Origin of the sequence: Chryseosolibacter histidinae, from assembly GCF_018598225.1 — a bacterium.
Classification (GTDB): Bacteria; Bacteroidota; Bacteroidia; order Cytophagales; family Cyclobacteriaceae; genus Chryseosolibacter; species Chryseosolibacter histidini.
Genome location: NZ_JAHESF010000007.1, coordinates 155,911 through 173,540, shown reverse-complemented (window position 1 = coordinate 173,540; position 17,630 = coordinate 155,911). Strand labels below are relative to the sequence as shown.

Here is a 17,630-nt window from a genome sequence, read left to right as displayed (position 1 = left end):
ATTCCGGCTTTAGTGTGCAAAAAGACTGCGCACTGCATCATTAGGTTTGTGCTGGGTGAACGTAGTCACCGCTTTTAAGAACATCATCATGAAATTTTTTTCCATTTTTAAGCAGAACCAGGATGTGAAGCCACAGGCGCTTCCCTGGAATAACCGCCCCTCAATTTTTGGTCATATTCAGTCCAATCTTGAAAGCTCAGGACGACTGGCCCCATCGGCGTTTAACTTACCTGATGAAGAAGTACGTTTTAAAAATGGGTCACTGCGGTGGGTGGCGGGTGGTATGGATGGTGCGTTCGGGCATCATGGAAACCCGGGAGGCAATGAAAAAGTAGCGCAGAAAATTGCAGGCCTGATCAAAGCGATTTCGAAAAAGAACGATCTGGTCGACAAGCTCGCGCTGTACAATATGTTATCGGAAGATAATATTATGGATTTTATCGATCCCGCCATGGAGAAGATAGCAGCAGCGGAACCTCCGGTGTACCCTCATTTACACAGCTACGCAAGGTGGCTGGCCTTCGAAAGCCCTGACAGAGGACCGGTTAAATTTGGAATAGCGTTACTCGGCCTGATCCGTGATAACAGTGACGTTGATAAGATGATCACGCTCGGCAAGCATGAGGAGTTCACGCTTTTTTCTGCCGTGGCGATAACAAATTCATTAGAGAACAGCGAGCCGGTACTTTGGGAGTTGGCTAAATGTGTGGATGGATGGGGAAGAATTCACCTGGTGGAGAGGCTGGCCAATACTAAAAACCAGGCCATCAAAAAATGGCTCCTTCGCGAAGGTTATAAAAACAGCGTGATGTATGAATACCTCGCGTATACCTGCGCCGTTGCTGGTGATCTGGTTTCGGAACTGTCTATGCCCTCCGTATCAGCGGATGTGTTGAGTGCTGCCGGCGACCTCATCGTTGCCCTGATGAATGGTGGGCCTGCACAGAACATAGATCAGTATGAAGATGGTGCGGAGGTAACGGACCTGTATTTAACACGGGTTGAAGAGCGCGCCGATACCCTTGATGTTTTTCTGAACCTCGCGGCTATTAAGGATTTCCTGGAAGATAAGGAGGTAGACTGGACTCAAAGAGAGCGGATGGGGTGGTCGGTTAACTTAAGGTCAGATATGCTGATCGATCTTCATAAGATACTCTCTGATCCAAAATGGAAACAGATAGTCCTGGAAAAGAAAAACACAAGAGATGATCAGGAGTTCTGGCGCGTGTCGCAGGCAGCCAATATTTTGGGCATTTCTCTTTGGGAAACGCACTGGCAACGCCTCGTGCAAGATCCCTTGCAGTCAACACGCTGGTATGATATTATGAGAAACGCGGATCAGGAGAGGATCAAACAGATCGTGGCGCTGGCTGTTGAAAAATTACCGCTGAATGAAATTGCAACGGGACCAGCTGACGAAATGGGACTCGGACCAGCATATAATGCCCATTCGTGTCTCAGCTCCCTGCTTCAGGAATTAGGTCACTATCCCGGTCACGGATTTGAGTTGATAAAGGTAGGCCTTACAAGTCCCGTAATAAGAAATCGTAATATGGCCGTGAGAGCACTGTCAGGCTGGGGCGCGGAGCACTGGCCACAGGGAACCAGAGAGTTGCTTCTGCACGTAGAGGAGAATGAACCCAACGAGAGTACGAAAAAAAATCTCGGCAATCTCCTGGCTGGAAGAGCATTGGAGTAAAGCGGGGGCTGAGATGTCAGCCCCCTTAAATTAAATACCTCTAAACAATGTAATCCACCGTATGCGCTTCATCCGGCGTAGGCACTTCCAGTTTGCCCAGCAACCTTTGAAGTACATTCGCAGGAACAGGATGCTCGCGGTTGTTATTCTGACGAAGCCAGTCCTGGTAAGGCACCTCTACATAGAAGAGCTTCACGCGTGCTTTGTACGATGCAAACAGGTCTATCCATTGTGACCTCATCTGCCGCGTTACGTTGGTGGCATTCCATGCAAAAGCCTGTCCCTTTCTTAAAAAGATTTTCGCCTGCTCTTTGGCCTCTTGAACCACCCATCCCGTTGCTGAAGAGTCATCCGGTTTAAGCTTATGCTTGCGCCTGATGTCATCGAGGCTGATCACCGGCAGATCAGGATAGTGTTTTTTAAGATAAGTATCCTTTCCCATGCCCGGTAAAGCTGACATCATAATGACTTCCCCTTTCAGATCATCGTAGGGAACGTAGTCAGGAGCAGAGTCCGGTTTATGGAAATAAGTAAACCTGGCCACGTCAGAAGCAAACTCCCGGCGATTGTTCCAGCACTGTTGTTCCTCGCAATAAGCAGCAAAGAGTTCTACGCGGTCCAGCAGTTCCTGCTGATCGGAACAGATCCTTCCCAGCGCGTCTGATTTCGCCAGCAATGCCAGTAACGGCATGTCAACACGCAGCGAAGCCTGAAGCAGCGACTTTACAGGATTGACTTTCTCCATGATCCATAAAGGAAGGCCGTGATGCCTTACCAGCGCGCATATTTTTTCACGCAGATAGAAAGGAGTGGGGATCTCACGAAACAAGATCTCCCTTGCTGTGAACTCCCCTTTTTTGGCATGCCCCCTGGAGGTAATGCGGCCATCATCTTCTGTCACGGTGGTAGAACGTTTCTCAACATCGTGCAAGAGTGCGGCAGCCCACAATACCTCCTGTGATTGCCGGTCGAGTGTTTGAAAACCCCCGTCATTTGTGAGGGCATCAAGCACCATTTTTGTATGAGTGGCTACATCACCTTCGGCATGATGGATCCGGTCCTGTGCCACGCCCCGCATATCGGCCACCCAGGTGAACGCCTGCTCAAGCTTATGCCATTCCTTGTAATTTGAAATTGACCAGTTCATAATGTTCCGATTTTAGTTTGTTAATGACGGATACTCCCACTTCAGTTTTGCACGGCGCCAGTTTCGGGTCCAATGCTCGTCCGTTTTTACATGGCCCTTTCGAACGTATTTGAATACGTTGTGCTCGAATTCTTGTACGGCATATGCGTTTGCATTCCTGCTCACAAGACCTTCACAGGTACATGGTTTCTCCGTGAGTATATCGTACGATTCCAATGCGCTGGGTTGTTTCACCAGCGTCATTACCTGCTCTTTGAACGACGGCTCGTCCGAAGGTTTTACCACCATCAATTCCGGCACCGTTGGGAAATCGAACATCGATGCATAGAATTTCACCTCTTCCCAGCTCAGCCACATATCCTGGATCCGCACCGCGAAGACATAGAAGTGATGTTCCAGTTTTCGGTACGCGATGGAATGGATCGCATAAAGATTCTCGCCAAAGATCTCGAGGTCGCCCAGATCATTTTTCATCAGAGCCCAGCGCTCACGGATGTTTTGTGTCCATGCCGATGTAGTCGGGGCTGCGTGTGATCGCGCAAACACACCATACCAGCTCAGGCAGTTATTTTCACCATCGAGCTTTTCGGTGTGAACAATGGTATCGATCCGGTTAATATCAGACCAATACTGGTGGTTGATCCGGTCGTCGCTTGTGGTTCCGGGCGAAAAAGGATAATGATATGTTCTGCCGTATTTTCTTGAAATACTCATAATAGTCACGATTAAAGTTTGTAAAAGGGTATGGCATTGCCATCCAGGAATGTGCAACGGTTAAGACGCAATTCCAGGCACCTTGTTCAGGCGTTATCGATTACCCAATAAATTCAGACAAAATACCAGCAAGCTCCTTTTGAACAAGGAGTGCTATGATTGGTATGGTATTACAAGACAGGCATTTTTGAAATCCCTCGTTTTAAAGGGTTGAACATTTTTGCAATGTGATGCAAAGATAAGTTTTGTAGCTATAATACGAAACATTGGTCAGTAAGTTTCCAAAAAAATGAAAGGCTGCAGAAGGAGTAGGGGTAAGAAGTAAGAATAACCGTAGCACTGAATCAAAGACTGTAACTTTTATTATTGCACCCTGTCAAAACGGGTTAGACGCGCGGGGGCCCGAGCCCAAAAGCGGGCGCGCCCCGGCAAGTGTGTGAGGCAGCATTTTTGGGCTCTTGATCTTTTTGTTACTTTTTGTATCAAGACAAAAAGTAAGACTCGTGGCCCTGCCACAAAATGTAAGCTGTTTCACTAGAAGCAAACAGAAAAAAGCAGTAAGAAACTACACCAGTAAATGTGCCCCCTGGTTAGAACCCCACCATTTAGAGTCCTCTTTTTTTGTTAAATAAATTGTTAAAAAGAACCTACTCCCAGGGTAGGGGCTTGCCCACCTTTATATTTGGTCCACCTTTATTTACCCCCATGAAAACAATACTCACCTATACTATCCTTACCCTGGCTGTCACCACTTTTGCCCAGCAAACAACCCCCCACCACATCAGCAAGGTCGACGAAGGACTCTATTTCATGTACTATGACACCACAAAAACCAAAAACATTGTAACCAAAAGCACCATCGTAGAATTCCGCAACTACATCGCGCTGATCGAGATGCCGATCTCGAACGACGGTGCCGGTACAACCCACCTGAAAGATCATACAGCGGAAGGCGAACAGGTATTGCAATCGTTGAAAAGTTACTTTCCGTCGAAGCCGTTGAAATATGTGCTGAGCACGCACTGGCACCCGCACAGTATCTCGTCCGTTATTCCTTTCATCAGCCGCAAGATCACATTGGTCACCACCAGCCAGAACTTTGAAAGGATCAAGGAATATATCGACTCCGCTACACTGCTCCGGTACGGTAAGTATATTCGTTTCGTTGACACCGATAGCATGGTTATCAACGACAAGCGCAATAAGATCATCACCTACCGCATCGAAGACAGCAACAATCCGAACCTGCCAACCAAAGACTTTCTTTATTTCTATCTTCCCCGGTATAAGGCGCTCCACGTCTCCTGCATGTACTATCGCTACGACAACCGTTTTGTTGCGGGCAGGGAGCTGATCTACGGACGTAATGAAGACCTGAGCCGGTTTATCGTGAGCAAGCCTTTCCGCCCGGAATACCTCATCCGCACCAGGGCAGACCAGGAAGAAACGAACAGCATGATCCCTTATCCAAGATTGAAGCAGATCATGGAAACAGGCGTCACCATGACAAACCTCCGCGACAGCTTTCTGAAGATGAGCACTGCGCAATTGAACACGCAAACGGATAGTGTCGTAAGCGCTGCCGTAGTAAACATGGTACCGCCTGGCGCCATCAGTGCTGCCGTGGATGAAGCGTTGAAAAAGAATGATCTCAGAAAAGCATTAGCCCTGGCAAAGATCCAGGCATTGTTGAATCCTTCCAGCGCTGCCTCGTGGAATACGTTCGGAAAAATATATTATTTCCTGGGCGAGCGCGCGCTGGCATCCATGTATGAGGCGCAATGCAAAAAGATCGATCCAAAATATTCCTCCGGACTAACTGTTTGGGAAAAGCAGTGGCAGGATCATCAGGCGGGATTGCAAAAATAAGATCTAGGGAACACCCCTTTCTGGATTTTCGAAACGTTTGTTGCCTGAGATTCATGGCCTCATCCTCCTTTATTTTTAAGATCCGATAGCCTCAAAAGGAGCGTAGCGACCTTCGCGTTCTGCTGCAATTCCCGATAACTGATTCAAGTAGATCTGCGCAGCTCCCAGAAAGTAATGACTTTATTTACTCGGCGTTCTTTGCGCCTCCTTTGCGCCCTTTGCGTTTTGCATTTGGGATTTTAAACCCGCCCAGTTTCCGTGAACTGATTTGCTTTGTATGTTTTTAATATTATCTTTGTTACTAAGATATTTACAAACTAAGATAAAATATGGACAACGAGGCACTCAAACATATAAGGAAATTGAATCAGGCATACGCATTCACCACCCTTCAGATGCACGAAGCCGTTGCCCGGAAGGCAGGTCTCTCAGGAACCGACCACAAATACCTGGGATTTTTAATGGAAAAAGGACAAATGACGGCAGGTGAGCTGTCGGTATTAACGGGCCTCACAACGGGGGCCGTGACAGGACTGATTGACAGGTTTGAAAAGAAAAAGCTGGTAAAAAGGAAATTCGCTGAAGACGACCGGCGGAAGGTATTCATCGAACCGAATACCGAAAACATCATGGCCCTCTTTGTGCCACTCTATAAGGAGTATCGAAGCAAGTCAGACAAGCTTCTCGCTTCATTTTCCGCCAAAGAAGTGAAGGTTATTGAAACCTACTTTTTGAAAGCGATCGAAATTATGAATGATGCAACCAATAAACTCAACAACAAATGAGCACTTACATATTTGGTTTTCAGCAGATCGATCAAACTGCGATCCCCATGGTCGGAGGCAAAGGCGCCAACCTGGGTGAGCTCTCCAGGATCGAAGGAATACAGGTGCCCGAAGGCTTTTGTGTCACCACAGACGCATACAAAGAAGTTATTGCCGGTAACGAAACGTTTAACGTCCTGCTGGATCAGCTGGCCGTTCTAAAAGCGGATGATAGAAAAGCCATTAGTGAAACCAGTGCAAAGATCCGCAAGGTGATCGAAGAAATAACGATCCCGAAAAGTATCGATAGTGAGCTTACGCATCATCTTGAAAAACTGGGTGACCAAAACGCTTATGCCGTACGTTCCAGCGCCACCGCGGAAGATCTTCCAACAGCTTCCTTTGCAGGCCAGCAAGACACCTACCTGAACATTATCGGCAAGCAGGCCATCCTGAAGCACATCAGCAAGTGCTGGGCCTCGTTGTATACAGACAGGGCCGTAACCTACCGTTTGCAAAATGGATTTGATCATAAAAAGGTCCACCTGTCTGTGGTCGTTCAGAAGATGGTGTTTCCGCAGGTCTCGGGAATTTTATTCACGGCAGATCCCGTCACATCCAACAGGAAAATTTTATCCATCGATGCCAGCTTCGGACTCGGCGAGGCCCTGGTATCGGGCCTGGTGAATGCTGATAATTACAAAGTGCAGAAGGGCAGTATTATAGATAAGAAGATCTCTACGAAAAAGCTCGCTGTTGATGCCGTGAAAGAAGGAGGCACCAAACAACAGGAGATCGATCCGGGGCGGCAGAACAGGCAGGCGCTCACCGATGAACAGATCTTGCAGCTTGCAGGCATCGGCAGAAAGATCGAAGAACATTTCGGCCACCCCCAGGACATCGAATGGTGTTTGGTTGATGACAGATTCTATATTGTTCAAAGCAGGCCCATCACTACTTTATTTCCCATACCCGAGGCCAATGATCAGGAAAATCACGTCTATGTATCGGTGGGCCATCAGCAAATGATGACCGACCCCATACGACCACTGGGATTGTCTTTCTACCTGTTGATAACGCGGGCCCCCATGCGTAAAGCGGGTGGAAGGTTGTTTGTCGATCTCACACACATGCTGGCGTCGCCTGCCAACAGAAGAACAGTAATAGACGGGTTGGGGAAATCCGATCCGCTCATCAAAGACGCGCTGATGACCGTTGTAGAGCGAGGTGATTTTATAAAATCGTCAACGCCCGATAGCCCACCCGATAAAGCGGCGAATAAAGCACCGGCCGCCGACGACTGTAAAAAAACCGAATTGCCTGCGGTTTTTCAAACACAACCTGATCCCGATAGCCTCGATCCGGCAATCGTTTCTGAATTGATCACAAACTTTGAAACATCGGTAGAAACGTTAAAGCAAAACATCCAAACAAGATCGGGATCGGAAGTGTTCGATTTTATCGTTGAGGACATCCAGCGACTGAAGACGTTATCATTTGATCCACGAAGCCTGGGGGCTATCATGGCTTCGATCAACGCGGCGGCGTGGATCAATGAAAAAATGAATGAGTGGCTGGGTGAGAAGAACGCGGCAGATACGCTGGCCCAATCCGCACCAAATAATATCACGTCGGAAATGGGCCTGGCGCTGTTGGACGTTGCAGACGCGATCCGTCCTTATCCTGAAGTAATCGATTATTTGCACCATGTAAAAAATGATAACTTTTTAGATGAGCTGTTGAAGCTTAAGGGTGGCAAAGAAACCCGAAATGCTATCGAGGCTTATCTTGATAAATACGGCATGCGGTGTGTGGGAGAGATCGATATTACCAAAACCCGCTGGAGCGAAAAACCAATTACCCTTGTCCCGATGATCCTGAGCAACATCAGGAATTTTGAGCCTGGTGCCAGCAAGCGGAAATTTGACCAGGGAAAGCAGGAAGCATTAAAAAAAGAACAGGAGTTATTAGCGCGGTTGAAGGACCCTGCCAGCTATCAGGGGCCGGATGGTGAGGAAAAAGCTAAAAAAACAAAAAGTATGATCGATGCGATCCGGAATTTCGCAGGTTATCGCGAGTATCCAAAATATGCCATGATCAAGCGTTACTTTGTTTATAAACAGGCTCTACTGAAGGAGGCCGAACGGCTCGTGCAAGCCGGGGTTCTCCATGAGAAGGAAGATGCATACTACCTCACTTTTGAAGAGCTTCACGAAGTAGTGCGCACCCATAAACTGGATTACCAGATCATCAGCAATCGGAAGGATGAATATAAGCAGTATGAAAAACTAACGCCGCCACGGGTCATCACGTCAGACGGTGAGATCGTTGCTGGCAAGTACAATCGGGAGGGTATCCCGGCCGGGGCGATCGTGGGACTTCCCGTTTCTGCGGGCGTGATCGAGGGGCGCGCCCGTGTAATCCTGAACATGGAAGAGGCTGACCTGGAAGATGGCGATATATTGGTCACTGCTTTTACGGATCCCAGCTGGACACCATTGTTTGTATCCATAAAAGGCCTCGTTACCGAAGTTGGTGGGCTGATGACCCATGGCGCAGTGATCGCACGCGAATATGGTTTACCAGCAGTAGTAGGCGTGGAGAATGCTACCAAACTGATCAAAGACGGGCAACGCATTCGTGTGCATGGAACAGAAGGGTATATAGAGATCGTCTAAAACAGGGAAACGCTGTATAAAGTTCAGACAGTTGTACATTAATGTGTAACTGTCTTTTCATTTTTCAGAGGATTCACTGTGTCAAGATATTCCGGCAATCCGTACATTTGCCGGAATAAAATCAGCACCACAGGATTATGTATGATATCTGCTGCATCGGCCACATCACCCGCGACAAGGTAGTAACGCCACAAACCGAAATGTACATGGCGGGTGGTACCGCATTTTACTTTTCGCATGCCATCAATACAACGCCTGTGAAATATTTGCTGGTAACGGCACTGGGCGAAAGTGACCTGCCACGGGTGGCTGAGCTGCGCGCCAAAAATATTGAAGTGATGGCGTTGCCCAGTACCCATACCGTTTTTTTCGAGAACACGTATACCGGAAACCTCGATCACCGCACCCAGCGCGTGTTGCAGGTGGCCGATCCGTTTACTATGGAGCAGCTCCAGCCTGCAACGGCAAGCATCTATCATCTTGGGCCATTGCTGGCGCCAGACATGTCCATAGACCTGATCCGCCTGCTGGCCTCGAAAGGTAAGGTGTCACTGGATGTGCAGGGATTCCTGCGCAAAGTCGATGGACAGAAAGTGGTACCCATTGACTGGGCAGACAAGATCGCGGCACTGCCCTACATCAGCATGCTGAAAGCGAATGAGTATGAGATGGAGGTCCTCACCGGTCAGGCTGACCCCCGCACCGGTGCGCGCATGCTCGCCGACTGGGGTGTGGAAGAAGTGATCATCACGCTGGGCAGCAAGGGCTCCGTACTCTATCATGACAATACCTTTTACGATATCCCCGCCTACATACCACGCCAGGTAGTAGACGCAACAGGCTGTGGTGATACATACATGGCAGGCTACCTGAGTCAGCGCATCCAGGGCGCCACACTCCAACATGCCGGCGAATTCGCAGCCGCCATGGCCAGCCTGAAACTTGAATCATCCGGCCCCTTCACAAAAACCACCCGCGAAATCACGCGCGTGCTCCAACACAGCGAAAAAACAATGCCCGTTGTCTAAGACAAAGGGCAGGCCCCCCTTCTCCTCTCAGGAGAAGGCCGGGATGAGGTTGGCCGGGGATGAGGTTGTGAACGTCAGCGTCAGCTGATGCATCGCCCGCGTACAGGCAATGTAAAGCATTTTCATATCCACATCCGATTGATAGTTGCGTGACGACACAAAAGGCACGATCACCTGATCGAATTCCAGTCCTTTAGACAGGTGTGCAGTGGTGATGGTGATCCCTTCCTTGAAGGCAGTGCTGTCAGCCGTGAGCAGGTGCACGCCCAAAGATTTCAGTTCGTCATTCAGGAATTTTGCCTGTTGATGCGTTTTGCAGATGATGCCCAGAGAGTGATACCCCGATGTTTTGAATGCGGCGATCATTTTTTTGATCACCTCCACCTCTTCTGCATTGCTCTGGCAGCCGATCAGGTCCGGAACTTGCCCATGTCGTTCCATGGCAATCAGGTCGGGATTGTGAATGATCCGTTGTGCGAAGGCGGTTATTTCATAGGTAGACCGGTAGCTTCTTAAAAGTTTGACGGTATCGGCTTGCGGAAAAACCTGCTGGATCGTGTCGGCAGACGAAGCGCTGTATGGATTGACGGTCTGGCTCACATCACCGAGAATGGTTTTTTTGCACTTGAATAACCTCGATAATACCGCATATTGAACCGGTGTATAATCCTGCATCTCGTCTACCAGCAGATGTTTCACATGATCGAAGGGCTGCAGGCCTTCAAGACGCAATTTGAAATAGATCAGCGGAAACACATCGGCATACTCGAGCACGCCCCCATGTTTGGTTTTGAACAGGTCTTCCTTTCCAAGCCACCTGTAAAAATCGCGGTACAGGTCAAACACATCGTTCATCTTGAACATCCGTGGTATCGCCTCCCATATCTTGGCTTTCTCCTGGCCCGTCAGTTTTCGTTGCGTGCTGTCACGCACAAAATTCTGTACATCTTTTACAACCTCCGGAAAACGTTTTAACAAAGGTATGCGATGGTACGCTTTGAATCTTTCGAGTATAAAAGGGAAGGGCACGATCGTTTTTCCTACCTGCAGCTCGGCGAAGGTGAAGTAGTTGTTCTCAATGTAGATGAGGTACTGGTTGAGCTTGCTGAGAAATTCAAACGACGACTTGAGACGGATCCTTTCGATGAAGCCGGCATCATGTTTTTCGAGCAGCTCGGACACCTGCTGAAAAAAGGTCTGGAACCTGTATTTGTTTTCCAGCAGGTCGGCAGCCAGCTCTTCCATTTCCATTTCGGGGATTTGTTCTTCACCGAGCTCCGGCAATACGTTAGAAATGTAGTCGGCAAATACTTTATTGGGAGAAATAATGAGAATGTCTTTTGAGGTGATCGTTTCCCTGAAGCGATACAATAAAAAAGCGATCCGGTGAAGGGCAATAGATGTCTTTCCGGATCCGGCCACCCCCTGGATGATCATCACCGGCGCTGTTTCATTCCGGATCACGGCGTTCTGATCGCGCTGAATGGTGGCCACGATGTTCCGCATCTTGTCATCAGCCGATTTGCTCAGCTCCTTCTGCAGGATGTCGTCATGGATGCTCACAGCGTTTTCGATCATGTAATCCATGCGGCCATCCTGGATCTTGTACTGACGTTTCAGCAGGATCCGTCCCGTTACTTTCCCGGAAGGTGTTGTATACCAGCCTTCACCAAGCTCGAAATCGTAGAACATGGATGAGATGGGCGCACGCCAGTCGTAGATCAACGTGGCGCGTTGGGTCTCGTCGGTGAAAGTATAGATGCCGATGTACACCGGCAGCTCCTGGCCGTTATCCGGCGCAAAATCGATGCGACCGAAATACGGAGAGCTGCTGAGCTTGATCAGTTTTCTTTTACGCAACGCAGCCGACTCTCCGATGCTGGCCATACGATTGATGGACTGGCCGGCAGCTACCATGTCGGCTTCGTCCATTCCCGACTGATGCTCATGGATATACTCCTTGCTTTGCCTCAGTTCCGCCGAATATTGCTTTACTGAATCATTCACCCGCCTGATGGCTAGCAACAGCTTTTCTTTTATTTCTTCCAGGTATTCACGCTCTTCCAGTTCGCTGGGATTGATCATCAGTTGAATTTTTGTGAACCGCAAAGGTCAGCATTTTAATCGAAAAAATGACAAATACCTGGAGATGTGGCCGGCAGAATACTGGCAAAACAATCTGCCTGGTTTTTTTGATATTTGTCGCGCAAAGAAACTAACATGCCGACAGTAAAGATCAAATTGAAATACTCAACCTGTTTCTTATCGATCATGCTGATGCTCCTCACGAGTTGTGATGAGATCAATACCAATGACCCGGAGAAGGTATATTATCATTGGGCGGATGGAGGAGCTCCCACGGGTGTTGAATTACAGAAAGGAAGATACTGGCAATCTGCTCACTGGACTAAAGAGTATGTTATGTTCCTGCAATTGAAACCCACGCAGGAGTGGTGGCGGAACTTTAAGGTGATAAATCGATTCGAAGGCCATAGAATTGACAAAGTTGGCGTAAGCCGGTCAGAAATATTTGAGGTCGAGCCGCCAGACTGGATTGAAAAACCTGACTGGTTCACACCCGATCAAGGCAGTGAAGTATACGGACAATTCGGTGGCTCAAAATATTTTTGGGACACTAAGAACGAAATGTTGTTCATATACGAGATTCAGCTTTGATAGGCTGAATTTGGTTACAGTGAAGTTCACACCACCTGCCGTGGACTGTGGACCGTCGACTGTGGACTTTTTAGTATCTTAACGTTTTATGAACAAAATTTCCCCCGCAGCCAAAAACCTGTTGTTTTTTATAACAGTTGCACTCTTCATTCTCAGCTGTTCTGATAGTGAGCAGCATCAATACAGCGTAGAGGAAGTGCCTGATCCCAAGAAGATCGACGGCGGATATGTGAGCAATGCAGATCACATCATTACAGAACCGGTTGCACAGCAGATCAACGCCCAGCTCGCAGCGTTGGACCAGGCGGGAAAAGCCCAGGTAGCGGTGGTGCTGTTAAACTCCATCGGCGACCAGGTGCCCAAAGATTTTGCCGTGGCGCTGTTCAATCACTGGCAGCTCGGATCGAAAGAAAAAGACAATGGCCTGCTGATCCTGTTAGTGAAAGACCAGCATCGTGTGGAATTCGAGACCGGCTATGGACTGGAAGGTGACCTCCCGGATGTTACGTGTTTTCGGATCCAGCAAGATTACATGGTGCCTTATTTCAGGTCAGATGACTATGACAATGGCATGGTAGTGGGTGTGAATGCACTTTTTAATCACTTGAACCCGGAGGCCGTTGCTGCAGAAACGCCGTATGCATCCGATACAACCGCTGTTGAGGCGCCAAATCTTGACTATTCTGAAATAACCTGGGAAGACAATGTATACACTGTTAAAACACCCCGTAAGATGTCTTTCCTCCAGGCGTGGGCTACTGTAAGGAGTGTTAACGAATCCGAAGAGCTTCCTGAGCTTCCTGACACCACAATGTCGTCTGTTGAACAAACGGCGGAGGGTTACACCTATACGATCCGCATTCCTTATGAGACTTCCGTTGGGAATGCGCTGAATGTATTATTGAATTCATTTATTTTTTTCATCGTCTATGGCATCGGCATTGTTGTGGCGGCACTGGCCACCTTTGATGGAGGCCGGCGCGAGTACAGGAAAAAAGAAGCGAATGAAGCCAAGGTTTTCTTTCCGCTATTCAGCAACAAGCTCCACACCCACAATTGGTTCATCGTGCTCTTCCTGCTGTTGGGGCCTGTAGTGGTGCTGGAAATTTATTTCTTCACCTACCGGTTGCCCGATGCGCCGGTCTATGTGTCGATAGCAGCGGCGTACCTCACCTGGTGTGCGTATGTTCATCTGCATTATATGGTACTGCTTCCGCTCAGGGCAGCAAAATTGTCATCCGGTGAGCGGCACATAAAGTATGAGGCACTGGCGGAGGCGTACCGCAACGTTAAAATATTTTCGTACATATTTCCGCTGCCTTTCCTGTGGTTGTTCCATCGTTGGCACAGGTCGCGGATGCACAAGCTGAGAGAAGCTCCCTACACTTGCGAGTGTGGTTCGACGATGGTGAAGCTCGACGAATTTGCCGACAACAAGTTTCTCGCTGTAGGTGAAGTGAAAGAAGAGGAATTGAATTCCATCGACTACGATGTTTGGGTTTGCCATACCTGTAACCGTCAGCGGGTATTTCAGCATGAGAACTTCCGGTCCACGATCATGCGTTGCAATACCTGTTCTAAAAAGACAGTGAAGCTGACCCAGCGTGAAGTGGTATCGGATGCAACCACCAGTTCCAGCGGGTATGGCTACAATCACTTCTTGTGCGCCAACTGTGGCGAAAAAACCAAGATCAGATTCACCATCCCGAAAAAATCCGATTCCAGCAGCAGCTCTTCCAGCTCAGGCTCTTCCAGCAGCAGCAGCAGCTGGGGTGGAGGCTCGTCAGGTGGCGGAGGTTCGGGAAGTAGTTGGTGATTCATCCAAATTCAGGTGATTCCAAACCCTGGAAATTCCCGTTGTTCTTATTTCCCATGTCGGTTTTTGTCAATTTTCTTTCTTCGCCAGGTCGTTATTTTGTTGCATTGACTTAAAATCTTTATGCGAAAATTAAAATTGCAAATGCAACTCTCCATCGATGGCTTTGTTGCCGGTCCCGAAGGCCAGATGGATTGGATGGTGACCAACTGGGACGATGAACTGAAGGCGTATGTGAAGCAAATTACTGAACCCGTAGACTGCATCATACTGGGCAGAAAACTTGCGCAGGGATTCATTCCCTTCTGGGCTGCAAATCCCGAGGCTGAAGGTGCCGACATCTTCAATAATACGCGCAAAGTTGTTTTCACGCACACGCTTGACAGGTCTGAGTGGAAAAACACCACGCTCGCCAGGGGCAATGTTGTTGACGAGGTTGCCGCGCTGAAAGCGCAGCAGGGTGGAGATATCATTGCTTACGGGGGAGCAACCTTTGTGTCGTCATTAATTGAAAGGCAGCTGATCGACGAGCTGCACCTGTTCATCAATCCTGCAGCCATAGGAAAGGGAATGCCGATCTTCAACGCGGGCTCCCGGTCACTGTTCAAACTTGCAGGGTCGCAGGCATTCAGTTGTGGCATTGTAGTGCTGCGTTACGAACCTGCGCGGTCAAATTCATAAGGTGATCCATTCATTTGTATGAATAAGGTGTTGCTATATATCATGGCATTGCTTGTGGTGTTGTTTTTTAACAACGCCAGCGCTCAGCAGCTGAAGCGAAGCACATCGAAGCTTACACGAAAAACATATCAATACGGCTATGCGCTGGTGAGTGGTCTCCATGGAGGTCCCTGCGTTCCCCCGGACCAGGGGCTCTCGCTGAAACTTTAAACCTCAAACTTTAAACTTCAACCTCTTCACTAAGCATCAGGATTTGTTTGTTCTCCCTGGCCAGTGTTTTTGGCGTTAGGCCAGACAGCTCTTTTACATTCTGTATAAGCCGTGACTGGTCCGGATAATTGAGCGCAAAAGCTACATCGGAGAAGTCCACCGGTTTACTGCCGGTGATCAGCGCAAGGGCACACTGAAATTTGGTGATCCTGGCAAAGAACTTGGGCGCCAGGCCCACCGTTTGCCAGAAGCGTCGTTCGAGCTGTCGTTCTGAGATGTTATAGAATTGTGCCAAGGCCCGCACGGTGATATTGCCCTTGTGTTGTTTGATGCGCTGGCAACAATGCGCCACCAGCTGATCGGCCTTTCTGTTGCGATCGATCTGTCTGGATAAAAAATGAGAAAGGAGACCGATCCGTTCGTGGTGGTTTTTCATTTCCAGTACTTGTTCGGTGATGCGGATGTTGTTAAACGCCTCGAGTGATACATGCCTGCCGGTAAGCTCGCTGGCGTCTATTCCAAACAACAGTTTAATACCCTGGCTGGTGAAGCTTACACCGGTGCCGCACGAAGGCCTGATGGCCATTGACCGCGATGGCTTCAGCTGTTTGCCATAGATCAGTCCTGTATAAACTTTTTCGTTGCGTTCGTCCACGAAAGCGCTATCGCCCTGATGGTGATGGAATACGATGCACGATGAATCATCCACAACCGTCCTGACATATTTTCCGGAAGGATCCATGCCGTCGTAGTCATGCGTCCAAAAACATCGCACGTATTCCCGTAAATGTTGGGGCGGATGGAAGAATTGATAGCTCATGCACAAATCAGTTCTTCCAAAGATCTCCCGTCATCGCTGGCAGATCAACCGGATGTATAAATCCGGAAGCGAAATAGCTGATTTTTCAATTTCCTGAGTGCAACGGGTGACTCAATAGGTGCAACCCTCACGAAACCAGCCTCACCTAACTAGCGCAAGTCTTCCGCTGGTGCCGTGGCATGCGGGTGGCTTGTGCTCTTTACTTTTGAAGTTTTCAAACTTCTCCCGCTTGATGTAACTCATGACAACGCCTGGGGAGGAGGACTACCCGCAGGTTTGAACTTGTCTTCGGGCAACGGAACAAACTCGTGGTTGTCGTTGGGCGGCAAAATGATCTTCCCGCCCTAACTAGCGCAAGTCTTCCGCTGGTGCCGTGGCATGCGGGTGACTTGTGCTCTTTACTTTTGAAGTTTTCAAACTTCTCCCGCTTGATGTAACTCACGACAACGCCTGGGGAGGAGGACTACCCGCAGGTTTGAACTTGTCTTCCGGCAACGGAACAAACTCCTGGTTGTCGTTGGGCGGCAAAATGATCTTACCACTTTTCCAGTCTGCTTTTGCCTGCTCGATCCGCTCTTTGCGCGATGAAACAAAATTCCACCAGATAAATCGTTCACCCAAAGGTTCGCCGCCCAGCAACATCAGCGTGCTTGCTTCCTTTGCCACGAGAATGGGGTCGACACCTGGCGTGAACACCAGCATTTGCCCTGCACGATAAGATCGTCCGGAAACTTCGAGCTCACCTTTGGCGATGTAGACGGCGCGCTCCGGATGTTCTTTTGGTAGACCAAACCTGGCACCTTGCTGGATAGAAGCGTGCAAATAAAATAAAGGCGAATGCGTCTTCACGGTATTCCCCAGGCCGAAAGCATCACCTGCAATAAGCCGCATCCAGACTCCTTTATCGGTATAGACAGGCAAAATTTCGGATTTATAATTAATGAACGATGGATCAGACTCTTCATCCTTTTCAGGAAGCGCCACCCAGGTTTGTAACATTTCCAGTTCACCGCCGGCAAGCACAGCCGGGTCTTCGAACCGTTCTGAGTGCGCGATACCTTTTCCGGCCGTCATCCAGTTGACTTCGCCGGGTTTTATCACTTGCTCAACACCCAGGCTGTCGCGGTGTGTCACCTGGCCTCCGAACAAATAGCTGACGGTAGAAAGTCCGATATGGGGATGTGGCAAAACGTCGATGTTTTTACTGGCCGATGGATTGACCTTCACGGGGCCTGCGTGATCCATAAAAATGAACGGCCCCACCATTCTTCTCTGGCGAAACGGCAGGATCCTTTTTACTTCCATTCCAGGTCCCAATGACGCCTGGCGCGCCTCAATGACAATATCAAGCATACACAGCCACGTTAATTTGCAGCACTCAAATATATAATGCGCGGCGGCCGCAAAAAATTCCCGCGTTATGCAGATCGATTTCATTATAATCATTCAACTGACTTACCCACACACCTTACTGTCACTAAACTGGTAACATGAATATGCCCCTGTTCCAGTCCCGGCAGGCAACCAT

Annotated in this window: 14 protein-coding genes; 9 read left to right on the top strand and 5 right to left on the bottom strand. The window is 48.8% G+C overall.

The features are described 5' to 3' along the window. Positions 1 to 88: 88 nt before the first annotated feature. Positions 89 to 1,699: a hypothetical protein gene (locus KK083_RS09400; RefSeq protein WP_254162809.1), complete on the top strand. Its 1,611-nt coding sequence runs from the start codon at positions 89 to 91 to the stop codon at positions 1,697 to 1,699. 40 nt (positions 1,700 to 1,739) lie between these two features. Here KK083_RS09400 and KK083_RS09395 read toward each other — a convergent pair whose 3' ends face one another. Further along, positions 1,740 to 2,846: an AAA family ATPase gene (locus KK083_RS09395; protein WP_254162807.1), complete on the bottom strand. Its 1,107-nt coding sequence runs from the start codon at positions 2,844 to 2,846 to the stop codon at positions 1,740 to 1,742. Between the two features lie 12 nt (positions 2,847 to 2,858). After that, positions 2,859 to 3,560, bottom strand: coding sequence for an RNA ligase family protein (locus KK083_RS09390; RefSeq protein WP_254162805.1), 702 nt, complete (start codon positions 3,558 to 3,560; stop codon positions 2,859 to 2,861). Positions 3,561 to 4,265: 705 nt separating this feature from the next. Here KK083_RS09390 and KK083_RS09385 point away from each other — a divergent pair. The 4 genes from KK083_RS09385 (at position 4,266) to KK083_RS09370 (ending at position 9,899) form a co-directional block, all read left to right on the top strand. Next, positions 4,266 to 5,429, top strand: a complete 1,164-nt coding sequence (locus KK083_RS09385) for a hypothetical protein (RefSeq protein WP_254162803.1) — start codon at positions 4,266 to 4,268, stop codon at positions 5,427 to 5,429. Positions 5,430 to 5,758: 329 nt separating this feature from the next. Further along, a complete protein-coding gene (locus KK083_RS09380; protein ID WP_254162801.1) occupies positions 5,759 to 6,214 on the top strand; it encodes a MarR family winged helix-turn-helix transcriptional regulator in 456 nt (151 codons plus the stop codon). Continuing rightward, positions 6,211 to 8,871, top strand: coding sequence for a phosphoenolpyruvate synthase (gene ppsA / locus KK083_RS09375; RefSeq protein WP_254162799.1), 2,661 nt, complete (start codon positions 6,211 to 6,213; stop codon positions 8,869 to 8,871). Before KK083_RS09380 ends, ppsA begins: the two co-directional genes overlap by 4 nt. A gap of 137 nt (positions 8,872 to 9,008) precedes the next feature. Next, entirely contained in the window at positions 9,009 to 9,899 is an 891-nt protein-coding gene (locus KK083_RS09370; protein WP_254162797.1) for a PfkB family carbohydrate kinase, read from the top strand. Positions 9,900 to 9,926: 27 nt separating this feature from the next. Here the strand turns inward: KK083_RS09370 and KK083_RS09365 are convergent, their stop codons facing one another. Beyond that, positions 9,927 to 11,984, bottom strand: a complete 2,058-nt coding sequence (locus KK083_RS09365; RefSeq protein ID WP_254162796.1) for a HelD family protein — start codon at positions 11,982 to 11,984, stop codon at positions 9,927 to 9,929. Between the two features lie 135 nt (positions 11,985 to 12,119). Here KK083_RS09365 and KK083_RS09360 point away from each other — a divergent pair, with 135 nt between their 5' ends. From KK083_RS09360 to KK083_RS09345, 4 genes are all read left to right on the top strand, one after another. Further along, positions 12,120 to 12,575: a hypothetical protein gene (locus KK083_RS09360; protein WP_254162794.1), complete on the top strand. Its 456-nt coding sequence runs from the start codon at positions 12,120 to 12,122 to the stop codon at positions 12,573 to 12,575. An 88-nt stretch (positions 12,576 to 12,663) separates the two neighbouring features. Further along, positions 12,664 to 14,391: a TPM domain-containing protein gene (locus tag KK083_RS09355; protein ID WP_254162792.1), complete on the top strand. Its 1,728-nt coding sequence runs from the start codon at positions 12,664 to 12,666 to the stop codon at positions 14,389 to 14,391. Positions 14,392 to 14,514: 123 nt separating this feature from the next. Next, a complete protein-coding gene (locus KK083_RS09350; protein WP_254162790.1) occupies positions 14,515 to 15,072 on the top strand; it encodes a dihydrofolate reductase family protein in 558 nt (185 codons plus the stop codon). 18 nt (positions 15,073 to 15,090) lie between these two features. Next, entirely contained in the window at positions 15,091 to 15,282 is a 192-nt protein-coding gene (locus tag KK083_RS09345; protein WP_254162788.1) for a hypothetical protein, read from the top strand. A 10-nt stretch (positions 15,283 to 15,292) separates the two neighbouring features. On the opposite strand, the gene KK083_RS09340 is transcribed toward KK083_RS09345, so the two are convergent. Together KK083_RS09340 and KK083_RS09335 are read right to left on the bottom strand one after the other, a co-directional pair. Further along, a complete protein-coding gene (locus tag KK083_RS09340; RefSeq protein WP_254162786.1) occupies positions 15,293 to 16,102 on the bottom strand; it encodes a DUF6597 domain-containing transcriptional factor in 810 nt (269 codons plus the stop codon). A gap of 438 nt (positions 16,103 to 16,540) precedes the next feature. Continuing rightward, the gene (locus KK083_RS09335; RefSeq protein ID WP_254162784.1) at positions 16,541 to 17,455 is read right to left on the bottom strand and encodes a pirin family protein; all 915 of its coding nucleotides are present in this window, start codon (positions 17,453 to 17,455) and stop codon (positions 16,541 to 16,543) included. Positions 17,456 to 17,630 lie beyond the last annotated feature (175 nt).

What these genes read in the sequence shown, in the direction of transcription:
- KK083_RS09400 (WP_254162809.1), top strand. Translation starts at nt 89, where the DNA reads ATGAAATTTTTTTCCATTTTTAAGCAGAACCAGGATGTGAAGCCACAG.
- KK083_RS09395 (WP_254162807.1), bottom strand. Translation starts at nt 2,846, where the DNA reads ATGAACTGGTCAATTTCAAATTACAAGGAATGGCATAAGCTTGAGCAG.
- KK083_RS09390 (WP_254162805.1), bottom strand. Translation starts at nt 3,560, where the DNA reads ATGAGTATTTCAAGAAAATACGGCAGAACATATCATTATCCTTTTTCG.
- KK083_RS09385 (WP_254162803.1), top strand. Translation starts at nt 4,266, where the DNA reads ATGAAAACAATACTCACCTATACTATCCTTACCCTGGCTGTCACCACT.
- KK083_RS09380 (WP_254162801.1), top strand. Translation starts at nt 5,759, where the DNA reads ATGGACAACGAGGCACTCAAACATATAAGGAAATTGAATCAGGCATAC.
- ppsA (WP_254162799.1), top strand. Translation starts at nt 6,211, where the DNA reads ATGAGCACTTACATATTTGGTTTTCAGCAGATCGATCAAACTGCGATC.
- KK083_RS09370 (WP_254162797.1), top strand. Translation starts at nt 9,009, where the DNA reads ATGTATGATATCTGCTGCATCGGCCACATCACCCGCGACAAGGTAGTA.
- KK083_RS09365 (WP_254162796.1), bottom strand. Translation starts at nt 11,984, where the DNA reads ATGATCAATCCCAGCGAACTGGAAGAGCGTGAATACCTGGAAGAAATA.
- KK083_RS09360 (WP_254162794.1), top strand. Translation starts at nt 12,120, where the DNA reads ATGCCGACAGTAAAGATCAAATTGAAATACTCAACCTGTTTCTTATCG.
- KK083_RS09355 (WP_254162792.1), top strand. Translation starts at nt 12,664, where the DNA reads ATGAACAAAATTTCCCCCGCAGCCAAAAACCTGTTGTTTTTTATAACA.
- KK083_RS09350 (WP_254162790.1), top strand. Translation starts at nt 14,515, where the DNA reads ATGCGAAAATTAAAATTGCAAATGCAACTCTCCATCGATGGCTTTGTT.
- KK083_RS09345 (WP_254162788.1), top strand. Translation starts at nt 15,091, where the DNA reads ATGAATAAGGTGTTGCTATATATCATGGCATTGCTTGTGGTGTTGTTT.
- KK083_RS09340 (WP_254162786.1), bottom strand. Translation starts at nt 16,102, where the DNA reads ATGAGCTATCAATTCTTCCATCCGCCCCAACATTTACGGGAATACGTG.
- KK083_RS09335 (WP_254162784.1), bottom strand. Translation starts at nt 17,455, where the DNA reads ATGCTTGATATTGTCATTGAGGCGCGCCAGGCGTCATTGGGACCTGGA.